Source organism: Pseudomonas sp. N2-3-1-14 (assembly GCF_041228395.1).
Classification (GTDB): Bacteria; Pseudomonadota; Gammaproteobacteria; order Pseudomonadales; family Pseudomonadaceae; genus Aquipseudomonas.
This window is the reverse complement of the sequence record NZ_CP166199.1, coordinates 1,870,601-1,888,398: the sequence shown is the minus strand read 5'-3', so window position 1 is coordinate 1,888,398 and position 17,798 is coordinate 1,870,601. Positions and strand designations below refer to the sequence as shown.

The 17,798-nt window shown below is 50.4% G+C and carries 17 protein-coding genes; all 17 read right to left on the bottom strand.

Annotation, left to right across the window (positions count from 1 at the left end; genetic code table 11):
- Positions 1-6: 6 nt before the first annotated feature.
- Positions 7-1,119, bottom strand: a complete 1,113-nt coding sequence (locus AB5I78_RS08750) for an acyltransferase family protein (RefSeq protein WP_369300563.1) — start codon at positions 1,117-1,119, stop codon at positions 7-9.
- Entirely contained in the window at positions 1,112-2,122 is a 1,011-nt protein-coding gene (locus AB5I78_RS08745; protein WP_369300565.1) for a UDP-glucose 4-epimerase family protein, read from the bottom strand. Before AB5I78_RS08745 ends, AB5I78_RS08750 begins: the two co-directional genes overlap by 8 nt.
- A gap of 2 nt (positions 2,123-2,124) precedes the next feature.
- The gene (locus AB5I78_RS08740; RefSeq protein ID WP_369300566.1) at positions 2,125-3,231 is read right to left on the bottom strand and encodes a DUF1972 domain-containing protein; all 1,107 of its coding nucleotides are present in this window, start codon (positions 3,229-3,231) and stop codon (positions 2,125-2,127) included.
- Positions 3,221-4,315 carry a glycosyltransferase family 4 protein gene (locus AB5I78_RS08735; RefSeq protein ID WP_369300567.1) on the bottom strand — a complete coding sequence of 365 codons (1,095 nt, stop codon included), beginning with the start codon at positions 4,313-4,315 and terminating at the stop codon, positions 3,221-3,223. The genes AB5I78_RS08740 and AB5I78_RS08735 overlap by 11 nt, the downstream gene beginning before the upstream one ends.
- Positions 4,316-4,325: 10 nt before the next feature.
- The gene (locus AB5I78_RS08730) at positions 4,326-4,622 is read right to left on the bottom strand and encodes a DapH/DapD/GlmU-related protein (protein ID WP_370004358.1); all 297 of its coding nucleotides are present in this window, start codon (positions 4,620-4,622) and stop codon (positions 4,326-4,328) included.
- Entirely contained in the window at positions 4,601-5,014 is a 414-nt protein-coding gene (locus AB5I78_RS08725) for a hypothetical protein (RefSeq protein ID WP_370004356.1), read from the bottom strand. Before AB5I78_RS08725 ends, AB5I78_RS08730 begins: the two co-directional genes overlap by 22 nt.
- The gene (locus AB5I78_RS08720) at positions 4,995-5,873 is read right to left on the bottom strand and encodes a hypothetical protein (RefSeq protein ID WP_369300570.1); all 879 of its coding nucleotides are present in this window, start codon (positions 5,871-5,873) and stop codon (positions 4,995-4,997) included. Before AB5I78_RS08720 ends, AB5I78_RS08725 begins: the two co-directional genes overlap by 20 nt.
- Positions 5,863-6,816 carry a hypothetical protein gene (locus tag AB5I78_RS08715; protein WP_369300571.1) on the bottom strand — a complete coding sequence of 318 codons (954 nt, stop codon included), beginning with the start codon at positions 6,814-6,816 and terminating at the stop codon, positions 5,863-5,865. The genes AB5I78_RS08720 and AB5I78_RS08715 overlap by 11 nt, the downstream gene beginning before the upstream one ends.
- A 278-nt stretch (positions 6,817-7,094) precedes the next feature.
- Entirely contained in the window at positions 7,095-8,543 is a 1,449-nt protein-coding gene (locus tag AB5I78_RS08710; protein WP_369300572.1) for a hypothetical protein, read from the bottom strand.
- A gap of 13 nt (positions 8,544-8,556) precedes the next feature.
- Positions 8,557-9,816, bottom strand: a complete 1,260-nt coding sequence (locus AB5I78_RS08705; protein WP_242193861.1) for an O-antigen translocase — start codon at positions 9,814-9,816, stop codon at positions 8,557-8,559.
- A gap of 2 nt (positions 9,817-9,818) precedes the next feature.
- Positions 9,819-10,949 carry a DegT/DnrJ/EryC1/StrS family aminotransferase gene (locus AB5I78_RS08700; RefSeq protein WP_369300573.1) on the bottom strand — a complete coding sequence of 377 codons (1,131 nt, stop codon included), beginning with the start codon at positions 10,947-10,949 and terminating at the stop codon, positions 9,819-9,821.
- Positions 10,950-11,913: 964 nt separating this feature from the next.
- Positions 11,914-12,159, bottom strand: a complete 246-nt coding sequence (locus AB5I78_RS08695) for a lipopolysaccharide assembly protein LapA domain-containing protein (RefSeq protein ID WP_369300575.1) — start codon at positions 12,157-12,159, stop codon at positions 11,914-11,916.
- A 24-nt stretch (positions 12,160-12,183) separates the two neighbouring features.
- On the bottom strand, positions 12,184-12,480 hold the full coding sequence (ihfB, locus tag AB5I78_RS08690) for an integration host factor subunit beta (RefSeq protein WP_003218804.1): 297 nt from the start codon (positions 12,478-12,480) through the stop codon (positions 12,184-12,186).
- 132 nt (positions 12,481-12,612) lie between these two features.
- On the bottom strand, positions 12,613-12,897 hold the full coding sequence (locus tag AB5I78_RS08685) for a hypothetical protein (RefSeq protein ID WP_242193867.1): 285 nt from the start codon (positions 12,895-12,897) through the stop codon (positions 12,613-12,615).
- Between the two features lie 163 nt (positions 12,898-13,060).
- Positions 13,061-14,755 carry a 30S ribosomal protein S1 gene (gene rpsA, locus AB5I78_RS08680; RefSeq protein WP_064451489.1) on the bottom strand — a complete coding sequence of 565 codons (1,695 nt, stop codon included), beginning with the start codon at positions 14,753-14,755 and terminating at the stop codon, positions 13,061-13,063.
- Between the two features lie 119 nt (positions 14,756-14,874).
- The gene (gene cmk, locus AB5I78_RS08675) at positions 14,875-15,564 is read right to left on the bottom strand and encodes a (d)CMP kinase (RefSeq protein WP_145163144.1); all 690 of its coding nucleotides are present in this window, start codon (positions 15,562-15,564) and stop codon (positions 14,875-14,877) included.
- Positions 15,561-17,771, bottom strand: coding sequence for a bifunctional prephenate dehydrogenase/3-phosphoshikimate 1-carboxyvinyltransferase (locus AB5I78_RS08670; protein ID WP_369300579.1), 2,211 nt, complete (start codon positions 17,769-17,771; stop codon positions 15,561-15,563). Before AB5I78_RS08670 ends, cmk begins: the two co-directional genes overlap by 4 nt.
- Positions 17,772-17,798: the final 27 nt, after the last annotated feature.

Genomic DNA, 17,798 nt, shown 5'->3' with positions numbered 1-17,798 from the left:
TTCAATTCACAACCGTTTAGACGAATATTTAGCGAACTTTCCTGAATATTTGGCGATTGAAACGGACAACCAGGACGCCAGCGCTTTTTTGCGCAGAATACAAGGGTGTTCTATCAAATGCCACGACAGGACAGCCGGAACCAGTGCAACGGGAAGCGCCACGAAAATCATTTCAACAGGCGATATTCCTTTCCACGTGTGCGCAAGGATCTCCTGGGTAGGAAAAGCATATATGTACAGACCGTAAGAGTAATCCCCGAGCTTATTGTATTGGCGTGCGAACCACTGGGTGTTGAAGGCAACGAAAAAGACGGAATAACTCCATGCGATCACGAACACTTCTACGAACAAAGGGGACTTGTAGGAACACAGCGCGGCCAACCAGCTGAGGGTTAACATCCAGACGCTCAGCTGAACCTTGGTTCGGTAGGCATAAAATACCATGCCAATAACAAACGCAAAGCTCCACTGCACCCACGTGCGAAACTGAAAACCTGCAATCAAGTATTCATTTTTTTGCAACAGGTTAAATACTGCATAAAACACAAAATACAGCACGAAAAATATCGAAACCCGGCGAGTATGTGTCAAACAACCGATTACACCGAGCGCGAACACCATCGCGTACAGCAGCACCTCATAATACAACGTCCATAGCGAACCATTGATTCCGGGGTAGGGATTGTCCTGAAACAAGCCTGGCAACTGAAAGTGAATATCCTTCAGCTTCAGATTTCCTGTGATGTATTTATGTACTTCTTTAGAAGAAAAATAATCATGCAAGCTAAAATCGGTGAACAACGGACCGATTACCCAAGCACTTAATACCAAAACCACCAACAGCGCAGGGTACAACCTTAAAAACCTGGCCACGACAAAATCAATCTTTGTCTTGGACCGCTCATAACTCAGCGATATGAAAAATCCGGATATGCAAAAAAAAGTGAATACGCCCAAGCCGCCGAGTGTTATTCCGAGCTGAGCCATCAACGGCTCAACTTCGGTAGCGCCTCGGGATAGCGGAAACGAATGTGACACCAACACGAAAAATGCCGCAACCATCCGGATAAAATTGAAATTATTATCTCTGGACTTAAGCAGCTCAGCCAAATTACCCATGCGACGGTCCGCTCTGTTTTTCTTGATAATGCCGAGCCGTGATTGCAAAAGCCTCGTCAATACTGACTGGAGGTGTCCAGTCTAAACATTCCCGCGTGTCCGTGATATCGACCTGAAGCGAACCACACAACCGTTGCAAAAACTCTTTCTTGCCCACTAACGCTGCTGCAACATTCAACAACGTATAAGGAAAAGCAAAAACATAGGATGGCTTGTTCATCGCCACGGCAAGCTTTTTCAGAATCTGTCCAATAGACAGATCGTGACCATCGCTTACCAGGAACACACGGTTCGCCGCGGCAGGATGTTTGATGCATACGCAAATCAGATCGACCAGATTATCAATGAAGACGAGGCTTCTTCGGTTATCAATCGTGCGAAAAGGAAGTGGCAGCTTCCTGTTAACGACAGAAAGCATTCGTTCAAAATTGGCTTTCACGCCAGGCCCATAGACCAGGACAGGCCGAATGATGACGACATCCATTGAGGTGTGACGCGCCAGCTCTAAAAGCGCTTGCTCAGCCTCCAGCTTGGACACTCCATAATCGTCAAGCGGCGCAGGGGCATCCTTTGACGTAAACGCACGGCCAGCGCTGGTTTCTTCACCATTGACTTTAACAGAGCTTATATAAATGAATCTCTGCACGCCGGCGTCAGCTGCTTGCCGAGCCAGATTGAGCGTAGCGTTCACATTAACTTCCCGAAACGCCTGCAACGGATTGCTATGGGTTTCGTTCATGATGTGCGCTCGACCGGCAGAGTGAATGACTACGTCAACATCCGACAGGGGCGCTGTCCAGTCAATGTCCCCGGTCAACGACTCAATAACAAAATCCTGCACGCCAGGGCGCGGCGAAGTGTTCGTCTTGCGGGTTACATTCACCACTTGATACTGAGCCTTAACCAACGCATCCAGCACTGAGCGCCCTACAAAACCCGTTCCGCCCGTAAGAAGCACTGTGGGCGCGCCTGCAGCGGAACCAACGCTAATTTCATCCAACACTGTTAAGTCCTCTCAGATGAAAGAAGCGTTTTAAATAACTTGTCGTATTGAGAAGAGACGCCTTCCCAACGATAACGACGCACCGCAATCTCATGCATTTTTACGCCCAGCTCAGCGCGCTCGGTTTCATTTGCAAAAAGACGTGACGCGCAATCGACCAGTGCCTCGCTGGACGAAAAAAACTTTGCACCGTCCTCGGTAGACGCACGATTGAAAGACACGTCGAATGCAATCACAGGCAAGCTCAGCCACATGGCCTCAACCAAAGACGGGTTGGTGCCACCGGCACTATGACCGTGAATGTAGACGGTCGCGTTACTGCGCAGCGGGCTTAGTTCCTCACTTTTGTAGATAGGATCCAATAAGTGAAGATGTCCAACGCTCGCGTATTTATCCTGCAGCGCTACACCGTATTCGCTTTGTTTCCAGTTCCCCACAATCACCAACGGCAAACAACCCATACTGAAGGCCTCGAGAATAATATGAATATTATTCTCCGGCTCGATCCTACAGACTGAGAATGCGTAAGGCTTACGAAGGAACGGATAATGCTCAAAGTCCGCCTCTCCCAGTGCACTGGTAGCCGCCTGATCGCCGCCGTAGGCAATGAGAGTACTTTCACATGAATACTCATCGCGGACATAGTCCTGAAGCACTTTATTATCGGTAACAATCGCATCGGCGTATTTAACTGCCATGGCTTCTGAAAATTTCAGGAATTTTTTCGCCAGGGTCGACCACTTGGCGCGCTTCCACTCGTACCCGTCAATATTGACTACAATTTTCTTCTTGGTAAGCAGCTTTAAAAAAGGAAGCGCAATACAACCCGAAACGCCCAGCAACACCAAAATATCATTCTTTCGGTAGGCATGTAACATACTGACAATATCGTAAGGAATACTTTGCACGCCGTTAGCTTTTAGCGGAAGGTAAATCAAATCGGCATTGCGATACTTTGCAGGCCGCGTTGGATATGACGTTGCGCTGCAATAGACCGAGATCCCGTATTCACGATCCAGGTAAGTGACCAATTGCTCCGATAACGTTTCCCACCCACCATACTGGGCTGGGAGACCGACCGTGCCGATCACTGCTATCTTAAACTCCATTAAACACCTCAATCACGTCACTTTCAAAGTTATCAACTGAGAAACTAAGTGACTTCACTCTCGCAGCCTCAGACAAGCGAAAGCACACCTCAGGATTTTTATGAAGAAACGCCAGTTTGGCGGCTATGTCCTCCACACGATTTGAATCAATGAGATAACCTTCCTTATCCTCCGACACCAGTTCGACAGGTCCACCTACCGGAGGAACAATACAGGGTACGCCAAAGGAAAGCGCCTCGAGAATCGTCAAGCCAAACGTTTCCACCCACTCCTGCGGCTTCGAAAGGCTCAGTAAAACACTCGCCCTCTGATAATAAGGAATCACATCCTTGCACCGGGAAATAATAGTCAAGTTATCAGGCAATGTGACCGTCGAAAAAAAATCGTCCACTTCAGAATCGCTGGCACCGAGCACCAGACTGAATTCAATATCTTTTTGATCGTTTAACAGATCAGCTATACGTACGAACTCATTCACACCTTTGTAAGACTTTAAGGAACAGATCATCAGCACACAGAATTTATTATCCGACGCGTAGGGATATACGTGACTCGCACCACTACTCGCCATATCCTGTGGAATCGAATTATAAATCACACGGCTTTCTATGTTTGAAAAACATTCAGCCTTGGCTAGAAAGCGCGAGACGAAAATATTTTTGCTGGAGCACCTTTCAACCATCCACCGCAAAAACAGCTTTAGTGGTTTAGGGCGGATGGAGGTTTCATGAATATGATAAATAACCTGTATGCCGAGCACTCTCCCTGCTAACGCCGCGCCGAAGGGAAGTAGCGTATTGACATAGAAAATCGCAGAGGCGTGACGATAGCGTAATAATTTTATAAACAGAATCAACTGCGAAAGAGTATAACTCAACAGCGTCAAATACTTATTTTCAAATCTTTTATAAAAATAGCGCTTTTGTACGCATGGCGCTAAGGAGAGAAAACCACCTTCCGCGCCTCCTCCCACATACAATTCGGCCTCGAAGCCTTTCTTTGCCACTGCCTCAATAACCTGCAAAAGAACCTTTGGGCTCCCGCTATAGTCATTCAACAAATGGAAAAATATAATTTTTTTCACTGCAAGTCCTTTAACTGCGTTCTTTTATACGCTTTGCCGGAACGCCCGCGTATATGGAGTTGGCAGCGTATCGTCCAGCCTTCAAAACTGCTCCTGCGGCTACAACGCACCCGTCCTCAAGTACAACACCATCCAGAACAGTCACTTTAGCCCCTATCCAACAATTATTGCCGATGTGGATCCCTTCATTGTTAACGCCCTGAAGGCGAATAGGTAGTGCGGGATCAGAAAAATTATGATTCTCCGAATGAAACGAAACATAATTCCCGATAATTGTGTCACTCCCTATAGTAACGCCCCGGCGCAACCCAAAAAACTACCGCTGCCGATGCCTACATCATTGCCTACCGAGAGTCCTTCGCCTAATTGGGTCAAACTACCCGTGCACTCGATAGTAACATTTTTCTTTAAGGAAACCCCCCGCCCAAAGACAATGCCCTTGACCGCTAATGCGTCGATAAAGCATCCATCGTCAATGACCAAGCCTTTACCTGCAGTGATCATTGATCGGGCCTTTAAAGTGACGCCTTTTCCTACAAGAATAACTGACAACCTCCTGAATTTTAAAAACCCGTTAAATGCCATTAGCGCTTTTGAAACAACGAAATTCAAAAGATAGGCATCAGAAATACGCTTGTCAATTTTGATGCCACGCTTTCTCACTCTAAAAGAAAGAAATTCAACTAATTCTATCAGCATTATTTTTTCCTTTAAACGACGAATAGTAGGAATGGAAAAATCCTGCGTTCTTATACGAGAAGCTCTTTCTTAACGATGAGACAAGCAAATAGGCCTCCATGACACAACGAAAGAGGTAACCCTTATGCTCAAAGATGACGCGCAGCCCCCGGATCATTTCTTGAAAGCGAAAAATGGCTCGTTCAGCGCTGTCCGATGTATGTTCGGAAAGGTCGTGCTGCAGGCAAGTGTCCAACACATAAAAATGAGGATAAAAGGATTCGTACCTTACAAAGAATGCGGTATCCGTCGCGTAAAACTTAAGACGCTCATCAAACAGCGGCGACATTTTTTCGTAACAAGACTTATTGAAAATCACACCACTATTGATAGCCAACTTATTACGTGATGAATTAATGCCACTGTCAACGTGGTCGGACAATCGGCCGAAGAACCAGAAGCGTAGTCCCGGACTTACCAATTTCTCTCTTGAATAAATTTTTGGCAACATGACGCCAAACAAATCAACTGCCGACGCGGCTTCATATTCAAGCGCTCGGGAAATCGCCTCAACATAATTCTGGTTTGAATAATCCGTATCATCATCCGAGATCATGAAATGCGTTGCGCCCCCTGCAAAAGCTATGTCCGCAACGCGATTATAAATATAAGCCAAACCGTTATTATCACCCTCAAACCACGTCAAATTTTCGCTCGACAACGCCGGCGAGCATTGAGGCGTATTATTCCACACGAAAAATTCAACGCTGATACCTTGCGCATCGAAGATGTCGACATTACTCAATAATGTTGTGATGGCAGCAGATTCTTTATAATGCCTTTTATAAAGAACGATCAATATCGAAATCTTAGTTTGCACGATATTTCGACTCATACATCACCACCACTGTAATTGACGCGAACAGGTACAGCACTACGCTATTTGTATATGACTGAAAGAAAAAGCTGCTAAGGAAAAAAGGGTAGCTGATTACCATATAATCAGCCACTCCCCTGATAAATACATTCCCCCCGATACGCAGCTGTTGAGTAGCGATGACAATCTTGCTATAGAAACAGATCAACCCGAGCATTAAAGCAACGCCCAGATAACCAGAGGACGCCAGCAGATTCAACCACAGCGAGTCAAACCAATATGTCTGACCTGGCCCAATAGCCCCGAAACCAAGACCCAACGGCATTGTATTGAGCGATTCAAGTACCACCGACCACTGCCGAACCCTGTCAAGAGCGGAGAGATCCTCTGTATATCCGAGTGCCAGGTATAGAAAAATAGAGCCCGTCACGCAAATAAAATAACTATATCCTAGAAGCCCGATAAAAATGCTTCGACGTAATAACTGTAACACTGCCAGGAAAAAAACAGCTGAAACCATACCGATAGCTGCCGTCCTCACCGAACCATAAATAATCAGCACAGTGGAAAACAGGGCCACCAACAGATACAGGAAAAAGCTTCGATCATAGGTCCTCTTCCTGAAGGCTTGCACAAGCAGGCAACACGCAAAGAGCGTGGTGTTCAAAATAAAGGCCGAAAACTCAAGGGTGCCCGTGAAGAAACCTGACATCCTCGGATTTCCATCTCTCATCGAATTATAGATCTCCAGTTCGAAACCTTTCTCGGACAGTAGAGGCCAATACCAGAATTGTCCCGCATCGCTGATTGTCAGGTATTGATAAATAGCATATGCGCCTGAGACAAAAGTCATTACGACGAGCGTGGAAAATATAATACGCAACTTTGTTTCAAGCGCCAGACCCAGGCACACTGCATTGATCATCAGCGCAAAGAGAATCGGCATGGCGAATGATCGGAATATTCGGAACGATGCTTCGGAAAACTCGCCGCAGATGCAATAAAATATTACAAAAAACAGGATGATCAGAAGCTGTTCTTTATACCGTCGAGGAATCGTATACCGGGTTCCCACTTGGAAAAAAGTGATTAGCACAGTGAGAAGAACATACGCTAGCACAATACCTTCGCGCCAGGCTCCAACGACACTAGGGGCGTGAAGCGTTAAAATGACGTAGTCCGAGAGTATGAGCATTATCAGAAGTAAGCGTATACCTAACGCCCTCATGCTTTACCCGTCCGGCTTTCTTTAAAGCGAAGTTCGTTGATTTTCAAACGCGCCAGCTTAAGGGCTACTTTGATTTTTTGCGTGGCGCTGAGTTCGAGAAATAGAGCACGCATAAATTTTTTATCAAATTCAATTAATCTGGAAACGACCTCCGGCGGAATTGCCGAGGTTATTTTTCCCGGCTGCTCGTAGACGCTAATATCTCCCGTCCACGCCACGTGCTTCTCCATCTCGTTGGCACACATGATATCTTCGTAGAGACAAGCCAGATAGCGGGACTTAACTGCCTCATACCCGTTAACAGCCAGCACTGACGCAATAACAGCTCTATCATTGCTCCCCTGAAAAATGCTGTTAATAAACGCCTCTACACTGTCACGCTTCAAATTATCGGCCGGTGAATAACCTTGTATAGGCGCGCGTAACCCGACACAACGGCGGCCATTGAAGAGTTGCTCCGCAAAGGCAGTCCCGCCCGGCGTGGGGTAACTGTCGACGTAAAAATCTGCGCGCTCCAAGAGTGCCAGGTAGCTTTCGTAAGGCAACGAGGAAACTACTTTAAACCTATTCCAATACCGCAATTTTATTGGCCACCACCACGTATTGGTAAGCGGGTTGGCGCCGACGACCCAGAAGGTTGAGTGTTTAAACTCAGCTAGCACTTTGCGTATAGCTGGCCTGAGATCATAGTCTTTGACCGGTTTAAACTTGAAGGGCGACGCCGCACTGAAAAAGTTTAATGTGCTATTTTTATTGGGCAGGCTGTGATGCTTTGATAACAACTTACTAGTCAACGGAATCCCTAGAAAAGACTTGCTTCCAAAGATCGTTTTCTTCAGGTCTCGACGACGGCCAAACGTGCTCAGTTCAAAGTATATATCTGCTACCGAACTGCCGTAAGTAAACACATGATCAGCATGGTTTACGAAATAGATCTTCGTCGTGCTGACAGTCTTTAGAATCTTGCATGCGATGACAGAAACCATATCATCTGGGTGAATATGCAACACCACTCTTTTATACGGTTTTAGGTACTGAATGATTTCAGCAATTTTTTCGATGGGTGTGTAAGCACTGATCAGGGTGCTTTTGGAAAAAAAACCTTGAGTTCGCTCAATCGCACGCTCGGCACTTTTACGCGTTATCAGCAGAGCAGGCTTTTCCGTATGCATTGTCGAAAGCTGTTCCATAAGCCGCGTGTGCCCACCAATGAGATACGGCTCAGAGATCAGATGGATACAATCCTTCGACGGCGAGTGAATTTCGCCAACTGACAACACACTCATGCATCGAGCAGTTAATATTTCCTCCAGTTCGGGATCGTCGTAAATACCTTTATCAACCGCCCACAATATTGCCCCATACACCTCCGCTAAATCGACGCTCTTGTTAACATCTTTTTGCATTAGAATTAAATCGCGGATTGAAGATAGCAAGCGACTCATGGGCAAAACATCCTCATCCTGCGTTATTTTTATTTAGTTTTCTATAAATAAGAAAGTACATGACTATCAAATACATACCGTAATTAGCTGCGTGAGCCCACGTAACACCCACCGGACCGCCCACTTTCGTCAGCAACACCGTAAGCACGTAAAAACTGAGTGCAAAAAATATCTCTGTGAGAATATACATTTTAACCATTGCCTTACCCAGCATCAGGTAAGCAAGTATCCAGCTGGCAATTTTAAGTGTGTCTCCCAGCATCTGCCATGCGAAAAAATCCCGCATCGGACTGAACGCTTGGGTGAAAAGCAAGCCGATAATAAAATCCCTCAAGCTATAGATCACCACCCCACAGACCATCGCGACAGGAAGAATCAGTTTATAACCTTGAAGAATCTCTCTCTTGATATCCAGCGGATTGACCAGCTCTGACAACTTGGGTAAAAAATACAAGCCCAGCGTTGTAGTCACTAACAGAAGATAAGCGGTACTCAGACGCCACATGGCCTCCCAATACCCGGCGGTTTCCCAGCCGAACTCCGCACCTAGATAATTACGCACCAGGATATGACTAACGGGCACGCATGCAGCAGTCGTGAGCGCCATCGCCGTGAACTTTGTCAGGTTGATCGCAATTTGCCTGTCTAACTTGCCGAGCAGACTGGAAAATCGGAACCATTCGGTTTTGTAACACAGCAGGCATGTCACGAAGAAAGCGATAGACTGATACAGCACCAATGAAATCAGCGCACCATATAGACCAAACTGCCTCACCATAATGATAATGACTAGTAGAGAAAGGAGACTTCCACCAATATTAGCCAGTATGTATCGATTAATTTCTTTTTTGCCATTGAGGATCGCAAGCAGCAATGTATTAAATGAAAAGAATATGACGGTGGCTGCGCACCAGACAAATACGCTATATAAGGCCTCATCATTAAAACACCACACAGCCAACGGCTTGCTGAATATAACGATAAGCACCGATGTCAATACAGATCCTATACAGGCAATCGTACCCGCCGTGCGCCATACCCGGCGCTGCGCATCTTCATCATTTTGATATTCAGCAGTGTACTTCGTAACGCCAGTACTGATGGCCCCTGTCGAGAACGTCGTTACCATCTGCACGGCGTTCTGAAACTGCCCTAAGGCAGCGTAGCCCGATGGACCTACATAGATGGCCAACATTTTATTGATGCCCAGCAAGGTGAGCATCTTGATAACGACCGCGATACCGTTGAGGAAGCTTGTTCTGAGCAGCGTCATATTCAGGCGTCTATAGAGAAAGCGTTGCAGGCCTCAATGACACTGTGAACTTCTGAATCGGTCATGATCGGGCTCATCGGCAGGCTCAATACCTCGCTGTGGATGCGCTCCGTAACAGGAAGCGACTGGTTATAAAAATCGGCGCTCGCATAGGCCTGTTGCTGATGAGGTGGAATCGGATAGTGAATTAATGTTTGAATACCCGACGCGTTGAGATGACGTACCAGCTTTTCCCGAACCTCGGAGCGCACCACGAACAGATGCCAGACGTGGGAAAAATGTTTCATTACATCGACGTCGCTGCCCAAGGGCAGTTTAATCAAGGGATTTTTAATTCCATTCATATAAAGGCTTGCCACACGACGACGAGCCTCTGTCTGTGCCTGCAGATACTTGAGCTTGACGCTCAACATTGCGGCTTGAATCTCATCCAGACGGCTATTTACGCCTTGCACCAAATTCTTATACTTTTCGTGTGAGCCGTAGTTTCGCAGAGCCTGAATCATGTTCACCAACTCAGCATCGTTGGACGTGATCGCGCCTGCGTCACCCAACGCTCCGAGGTTTTTACCTGGGTAGAAACTGAAACCGGACGCATCACCCCAGTTGCCGGCACTTCTGCCGTCGATCTGCGCACCATGAGCCTGGGCACAGTCCTCGAGTACCAGTAGATTCTCACGCTTGGCAATCGTATTGATTGCGCGCATATCGGCCAGTTGCCCATAGAGATGGACCGGCAGGATCAACCGAGTTTTGGCCGTCAGCGCACGCTCGAGATTCTCAGGACAAAGATTGTAGGTGCTTTCGTCAGGCTCGACCAAAACCGGCTTCAGGTTGTTTTCCGTTACAGCCAGTAGCGTTGCGATGTAGGTGTTGGCCGGAACAATGACTTCATCGCCATCCTTGAGCTTTCCCAGCTCTTTCCAGGCACGAATAGTCAGTGTCAGAGCATCAAGGCCGTTGGCAACGCCGACGGTGTGGCTGGCGCCGGTATAAATGGAAAACTCTTCCTCGAAGCGCTTGAGGAACTCACCCTGAATGTACCAGCCCGAGTCGATGACACGTGTGGCCGCCTCGACGAGCTCTTCACGGAGAGCCTTGTTCAATGACTTTAGATCGAGAAATTGAATCATCAAAAATACCTGACGTAGGTGCTTCGTTATTAGGTGCGTGAAGGCACAGAAGGTCTCTGCACCACCACAAATTCATGCCCTCTTTGATCCGACTAGGATCGGAAATCCGGGCTGCGATACCTGATCTCTCCAAAGCGTCACGCTTGATCGATCGGATCCGCAAAACTTTCCGTCTTTAACTGGGCGCGTATGTGTTAACAAAACGCTGGGGCGTTGATGATACAGCGCCTATTCTCTAATTCAACAAAACTGAATGATGAAAAAGCGACTAATGCTGAAAGAGTTGCCCACAATGGTACTGATCTGCCACACCCCATTAGTGCGCAACCAATTAAATAGCTCGCTAACTTATTAGGTGTATAAGACTTTCAACAGCTTTCAATAATGAGCCTACAGAAAATACGCACACCAAACGGCGCGCTCACCGAGTCTTCGCTCCAGACGCCTGCTCCTTTGCCCGTTGCTCGATCGAAGGCGGTGGATTCGTTAATCGTTCCAGAGCAATAGTCGCTACTTGCTTCGTATTCAAGGGCGATCACAAGGAATACTGGCGACCGCAGATGCCGCCATCCGAGACACTAACGACCGAGATTTTCTTTGAGGTAAAACGAGTTGAAGCTGCGCAGAGGGCAGTTTTGCAAGAAGAGTGTAGAGTTTTTCACTTCCAGGCGTTGTTACACTATCTATGACCTGGTGCTTCTACCAAATGAGGGTGCGCTATGCGCCATCTTTCAGCAGCATTTCCCGCTCACCCTGAATCTAACGCCTAACAGGTCAGACATATGTGTAGTACATATCCGAGTAATCAGAGTGCGGCGCACTGAATACCCAAAGAAGAAGCATTAGAATGGCTAATACCTCAAGATATCTAACTACAGCACTACAGACCCGTAAGCCCACGTGATAGAGCTCTAGCGGTTAGACAACGACCTCACCGCACACCTTTGGCATCCAGGATAGGAGGTTAACCGCGCACTGCCGAGGTCGACCTATGGCGCCGGCTACGCGCCAGCCCAACCCCTAACAGTGGACCGATCAACATCCCGATGATCAACGCGACCACTACAAACACCGACACTGGCATCTGTACAGTCGTCCAGCCCAGGAATGAAAGGGCCATGCCCTGCTGGTTTTCCAGCACAAAGCCTAAAATTACTAGCGCAACAATCAATGCCGCCAGCACCAGAACAACGCGCTTTACCCCACGCATAAATTTCTCCTACCCCAAAAAGACTCAGACGCCTTCTTCCTCGTCTTCGTTCACCCGGTCCCGCAATTCCTTTCCAGGCTTGAAGTGAGGTACAAACTTGCCATCAAGGCTGACCGACTGCCCGGTTTTTGGGTTACGGCCGACGCGCGGTGCGCGGTAATGCAAGGAGAAGCTGCCAAAACCACGAATCTCAATCCGATCCCCAGTAGCCAAACATTGGGACATTTGCTCAAGCATAGTCTTGATAGCCAGCTCTACATCCTTGGATGAAAGCAGCCCTTGATGGGTGACAATTCGTTCGATCAACTCCGACTTCGTCATATTTTTCCCTTCTTTTTCAAGCAGCTAGGAAAAGCGCTTCAAAGGTTTTAGCATGACTTGATGAATTTGAACAGCCCACTCGACAACTTATCTGCTGCACAGGCGGACACCCGCAACATGCGCCTTTGAGCCTCAATTACAGATCACCAGCATAGTGCGAGTTACAGCGCCGGCGGGATTCCAGCCGAACGGATAGTCGCCCTCTTCGTCCTTCGCATCGCTGGATCGAGTGATGACCTTATAGCCTTGCATCTTGCATTCGCGGGCAGCGCGCTTCTCGCACTTGCTCCAATTGCCACCGAGGCCCGAGCAGTCGACCTCGATACCACTGACACCGCGCTTGACGTGAGTTTTGGCGCTGGTGGTAGAGCAGCCGGCAAGCATGACTGCGGCGAAGATTAAAATAAACTTGTTCATCGAAATCCTTATTGAAACAACATCACTGACAACCGTGCTTTTAATAAAACTATAGCCAGTTCTGACACTGTGCTGCGCACCTTGGTTCTCGGTATTGATTCAACGAATTTCAGGCACAAAAAAGGGCGACCGAAGTCGCCCTTTTTCTATGGTCTGACAGAACTTAGTTCTGTTTTTCCATCTGTGCACGCAGCAGGTCGCCCAGAGTGGTAGGACCAGCAGAAGGCTCAGAAGAGGCTGGCTTGTCGCGCAGGCTCTGAATGGCTTCTTTCTCTTCGATCTCGTCTTTCGACTTGATGGAGAGCTGGATTACACGGCTCTTGCGGTCAACGCTGATGATCTTGGCTTCTACTTCCTGGCCTTCTTTCAGAACGTTACGTGCGTCTTCAACGCGGTCACGGCTGATTTCGGAGGCTTTCAGAGTCGCTTCGATATCGTCGGCCAGAGTGATGATGGCGCCTTTAGCGTCAACTTCTTTCACAGTGCCTTTAACGATTGCGCCTTTGTCGTTCTCTTGAACGTACTCGGAGAACGGATCGCTTTCCAGTTGCTTGATACCCAGGGAGATGCGCTCGCGCTCTGGGTCAACCGACAGGATAACGGTGTCCAGCTCGTCGCCCTTCTTGAAACGACGAACAGCTTCTTCGCCAACTTCGTTCCAGGAGATGTCGGACAGGTGAACCAGGCCGTCGATGCCGCCGTCCAGACCAATGAAGATACCGAAATCGGTGATCGACTTGATGGTGCCGGAGATTTTATCGCCCTTGTTGAACTGGCCAGAGAAATCTTCCCATGGGTTAGATTTGCACTGTTTGATGCCCAGGGAGATACGACGACGCTCTTCGTCGATGTCCAGAACCATAACTTCCACTTCGTCGCCGACTTGTACGACTTTCGAAGGGTGGATGTTTTTGTTGGTCCAGTCCATTTCGGAAACGTGTACCAGGCCTTCCACGCCTTCTTCCAGCTCTGCGAAGCAGCCGTAGTCGGTCAGGTTGGTAACACGCGCGGTTACGCGAGTGCTTTCTGGGTAACGAGCTTTGATAGCAACCCATGGATCTTCGCCCAGCTGCTTCAAGCCCAGGGAAACGCGGTTACGCTCACGATCGTACTTCAGAACCTTGACATCGATCTCGTCGCCAACGTTGACGATTTCAGAAGGATGCTTGATACGCTTCCAAGCCATGTCGGTAATGTGCAGCAGGCCATCGACGCCACCCAGATCGACGAATGCGCCGTAATCGGTGAGGTTCTTGACGATACCTTTGACTTGTTGGCCTTCCTGCAGGGATTCCAGCAGAGCTTCACGCTCGGCGGAGTTCTCTGCTTCCAGGACGCTGCGACGGGAAACGACAACGTTGTTGCGCTTCTGGTCGAGTTTGATGACCTTGAATTCGAGTTCTTTGCCTTCCAGGTGCGTGGTGTCGCGCACTGGACGAACGTCGACCAAAGAACCTGGCAGGAACGCACGGATGCCGTTAACGTCGACAGTGAAGCCGCCTTTAACCTTACCGTTGATAACGCCCTTGACCACTTCTTCAGCTGCGAAGGCTGCTTCGAGAACAATCCAGCATTCAGCGCGCTTGGCTTTTTCACGGGACAGCTTGGTTTCACCGAAACCGTCTTCAACCGAGTCCAGAGCAACGTGAACTTCGTCACCGACATTGATAGTCAGGTCACCAGCATCGTTGTAGAACTGTTCCAGCGGGATCAGAGCTTCAGACTTCAGACCAGCGTGAACGGTTACCCAGCGAGCTTGGTAATCGATATCAACGATAACACCGGTGATGATGGAGCCTGCCTGAAGGTTCAGGGTTTTTAGGCTTTCTTCAAAGAGTTCCGCAAAGCTTTCGCTCATTTTAATTCCTGTTGATAAGGGCGAAGAATACGCCCATCTCCACACCCCAGACGGTGTGGGTCAGTTTCAATTAAAAGAAGCACCGCAGGACTATGACTGGTCCCCTGCAGCCTTCTTGGTCACCCGGTGATATCGCGAATGGCGATTTCACTCAAGATGCGTTCCAGCACCTGCTCGATGGATAACTCCGTGGAATCCAGCTGTATGGCGTCAGCCGCCGGCTTGAGCGGGGCTACCGCACGCTGGGTATCACGCTCATCGCGTGCACGGATCTCATCTAGCAGACTCGACAGACTAACACCATCGACTTTGCCCTTCAACTGCAAGTAACGGCGGCGCGCCCGCTCTTCGGCGCTGGCGGTCAGGAAAATCTTCAACGGCGCGTCTGGAAACACCACGGTGCCCATGTCGCGACCATCCGCGACCAGGCCCGGCGGTTCCTGAAACGCCCGCTGGCGCTGCAGCAGCGCGTCGCGCACGGCCGGCAGCGCGGCAACCTGGGAGGCCCAGGAGCCAACTTGTTCGTTACGCAGATCATCGGTCACATCGTCGCCTTCGAGGATGATGCGTTGCGGATGACCTTCCGTCGCGCCGACGAACTGCACATCAAGATGCGCCGCCAGCAGCTTCAAGGATTCTTCGTTGGTCAGGTCGACGCCGTGGTTACGCGCGGCAAAGGCCAGCAAACGGTACAGCGCGCCGGAATCCAGCAGGCACCAGCCCAGGCGCTTGGCCAAAATGCCGGCAATCGTGCCTTTGCCCGAGCCGCTTGGCCCGTCGATGGTAATCACCGGTGCTTTGATATTCACAATTGAGCCTCTTGGGCAACACGAATGCCGACATGGGCACACAGTGTAAGAAAGTTCGGAAAAGATGTAGCCACATTGGCACAGTCACGGATACGAATCGGCGCTGTCGCCCGCAGGGACGCCACACTAAAGGCCATGGCAATTCGGTGATCGCCATGGGAATGCACCTCGCCGCCGCCTATCAGGCCACCGTCAATGATAATCCCATCGGGTGTCGGTTCACACTTCACGCCCAACGCCAGCAGACCGTCGGCCATTACCTGGATACGGTCGGACTCCTTCACGCGCAGCTCTGCAGCGCCGCGCAACACGGTACGGCCCTGAGCGCAGGCCGCCGCGATGAACAACACCGGAAACTCATCAATCGCCAGCGGCACCAACGCCTCAGGAATCTCGATGCCGTTCAGCGCAGCAGCACGCACGCGCAAATCGGCGACTGGTTCACCGCCGACTTCACGCAGGTTTTCCAGCGTGATGTCCGCGCCCATCAGCCGCAGGATATCGATCACACCGGTCCGTGTCGGATTGATCCCCACATGCTCCAGCAACAGCTCGGAACCCTCGGCAATCGACGCCGCGACCAGAAAGAATGCAGAAGAAGAAATGTCCCCCGGCACCTCAATATGCGTGGAGGTCAACGCATGGCCCGACTCAACCGACGCCGTAGCGCCCTGCACCTGCACCGGATAACCGAAGCCGCGCAGCATTCGTTCGGTGTGGTCACGGGTCGGTGCAGGCTCGGTCACCGAGGTTTTACCCTCAGCATACAAACCCGCCAGCAACAGGCAGGATTTAACCTGCGCGCTGGCCATTGGCAGCGTATAGGTCAAGCCTTTTAATGCCTGACCTCCGCGAATAGTCAACGGCGGACGCCCTTCCGGCCCGGTCTCAATCACCGCGCCCATTTCGCGCAGTGGCTTGGCCACGCGGCTCATCGGGCGCTTGGACAGCGAAGCATCGCCGGTCAACACACTGTCGAAGCGCTGCGCCGCCAGCAAGCCGGACAACAGGCGCATCGACGTTCCGGAGTTGCCCAGGTAGATCGGCCCCGGCGCCGGCTTCAAGCCATGCAGGCCAACGCCATGGATGATCACGCGCCCATGGTGCGGCCCTTCAATCACCACGCCCATGTCGCGAAACGCCTGCAAGGTCGCCAGGGCATCTTCGCCCTCAAGGAAACCTTCAACCTCTGTCACGCCATCAGCCAGTGAGCCGAGCATGATCGAGCGATGGGAGATCGACTTGTCGCCCGGCATCCGAATCTGTCCGCTCAGGCGGCCACCCGGGTTGGCGAGGAAGGTCTGCTCATCGGCGTTCACAGCAGTTTCCATATAGGCCCGGCGCGCCAGAATTTTGCTGAAGTGCTCACGCGCCACCCGCGCACGGGTGAACACGCCCAGTAATTGATGGCCGTCCCCGGCATCCACCGCGTCGCGCAAGGCGTCGAGGTCGCTGCGGAAGGTGTCCAGGGTGCGCAACACCGCCTCGCGATTGGCAAGGAAGATGTCATGCCACATCACTGGATCACTGCCGGCAATACGCGTGAAATCGCGGAAACCACCGGCGGCGTAGCGGAAAATATCGAGATTCTCGTTACGTTTAGCCAGCGAATCCACCAAGCCAAAAGCCAGCAAATGCGGCAAATGGCTGGTCGCCGCCAGCACTTCGTCGTGACGCTCGACCTGCATGTGCTCGACATCCGCACCCAGTTCACGCCACAGGCGATCGACCACAGCCAAAGCGGTCGGATCGGTTTGCTCAAGCGGCGTCAGGATCACTTTATGACGACGGAACAACTGCGCATTGGACGCCTCGACACCACTCTGCTCGGAGCCGGCAATCGGGTGACCCGGTACAAAACGCGCCGGCATGCCGCCAAACGCCCGTTGCGCCGCGCGCACCACGTTGCCCTTGGCACTGCCGACATCCGTGAGAATCGCCTGCCCCAAGTCCATGCCGGCCAGCAAGGCCAGCAGCTTCTCCATCGCCAGAATCGGCACCGCGAGCTGGATCACGTCCGCACCCTGGCAAGCCAGCGCCAGGTCTGCTTCACAGCGATCCACCACGCCCAACTCAACCGCCAACTTGCGCGATTGCGGGTCCAGGTCCACACCGACCACTTCGCGGCACAGCCCGCTTTCACGCAGGCCTTTGGCAAACGAGCCGCCGATCAATCCCAGACCCACCACCACCAGGCGACCGATCATAGGCACAGCAGGTTGCAATGCAGTGAC

What these genes read in the sequence shown, in the direction of transcription:
- AB5I78_RS08750 (WP_369300563.1), bottom strand. Translation starts at nt 1,119, where the DNA reads ATGGGTAATTTGGCTGAGCTGCTTAAGTCCAGAGATAATAATTTCAAT.
- AB5I78_RS08740 (WP_369300566.1), bottom strand. Translation starts at nt 3,231, where the DNA reads ATGGAGTTTAAGATAGCAGTGATCGGCACGGTCGGTCTCCCAGCCCAG.
- AB5I78_RS08725 (WP_370004356.1), bottom strand. Translation starts at nt 5,014, where the DNA reads ATGCTGATAGAATTAGTTGAATTTCTTTCTTTTAGAGTGAGAAAGCGT.
- AB5I78_RS08715 (WP_369300571.1), bottom strand. Translation starts at nt 6,816, where the DNA reads ATGCCGATTCTCTTTGCGCTGATGATCAATGCAGTGTGCCTGGGTCTG.
- AB5I78_RS08710 (WP_369300572.1), bottom strand. Translation starts at nt 8,543, where the DNA reads ATGAGTCGCTTGCTATCTTCAATCCGCGATTTAATTCTAATGCAAAAA.
- AB5I78_RS08705 (WP_242193861.1), bottom strand. Translation starts at nt 9,816, where the DNA reads ATGACGCTGCTCAGAACAAGCTTCCTCAACGGTATCGCGGTCGTTATC.
- AB5I78_RS08700 (WP_369300573.1), bottom strand. Translation starts at nt 10,949, where the DNA reads ATGATTCAATTTCTCGATCTAAAGTCATTGAACAAGGCTCTCCGTGAA.
- AB5I78_RS08695 (WP_369300575.1), bottom strand. Translation starts at nt 12,159, where the DNA reads ATGCGTGGGGTAAAGCGCGTTGTTCTGGTGCTGGCGGCATTGATTGTT.
- ihfB (WP_003218804.1), bottom strand. Translation starts at nt 12,480, where the DNA reads ATGACGAAGTCGGAGTTGATCGAACGAATTGTCACCCATCAAGGGCTG.
- AB5I78_RS08685 (WP_242193867.1), bottom strand. Translation starts at nt 12,897, where the DNA reads ATGAACAAGTTTATTTTAATCTTCGCCGCAGTCATGCTTGCCGGCTGC.
- rpsA (WP_064451489.1), bottom strand. Translation starts at nt 14,755, where the DNA reads ATGAGCGAAAGCTTTGCGGAACTCTTTGAAGAAAGCCTAAAAACCCTG.
- AB5I78_RS08670 (WP_369300579.1), bottom strand. Translation starts at nt 17,771, where the DNA reads ATGATCGGTCGCCTGGTGGTGGTGGGTCTGGGATTGATCGGCGGCTCG.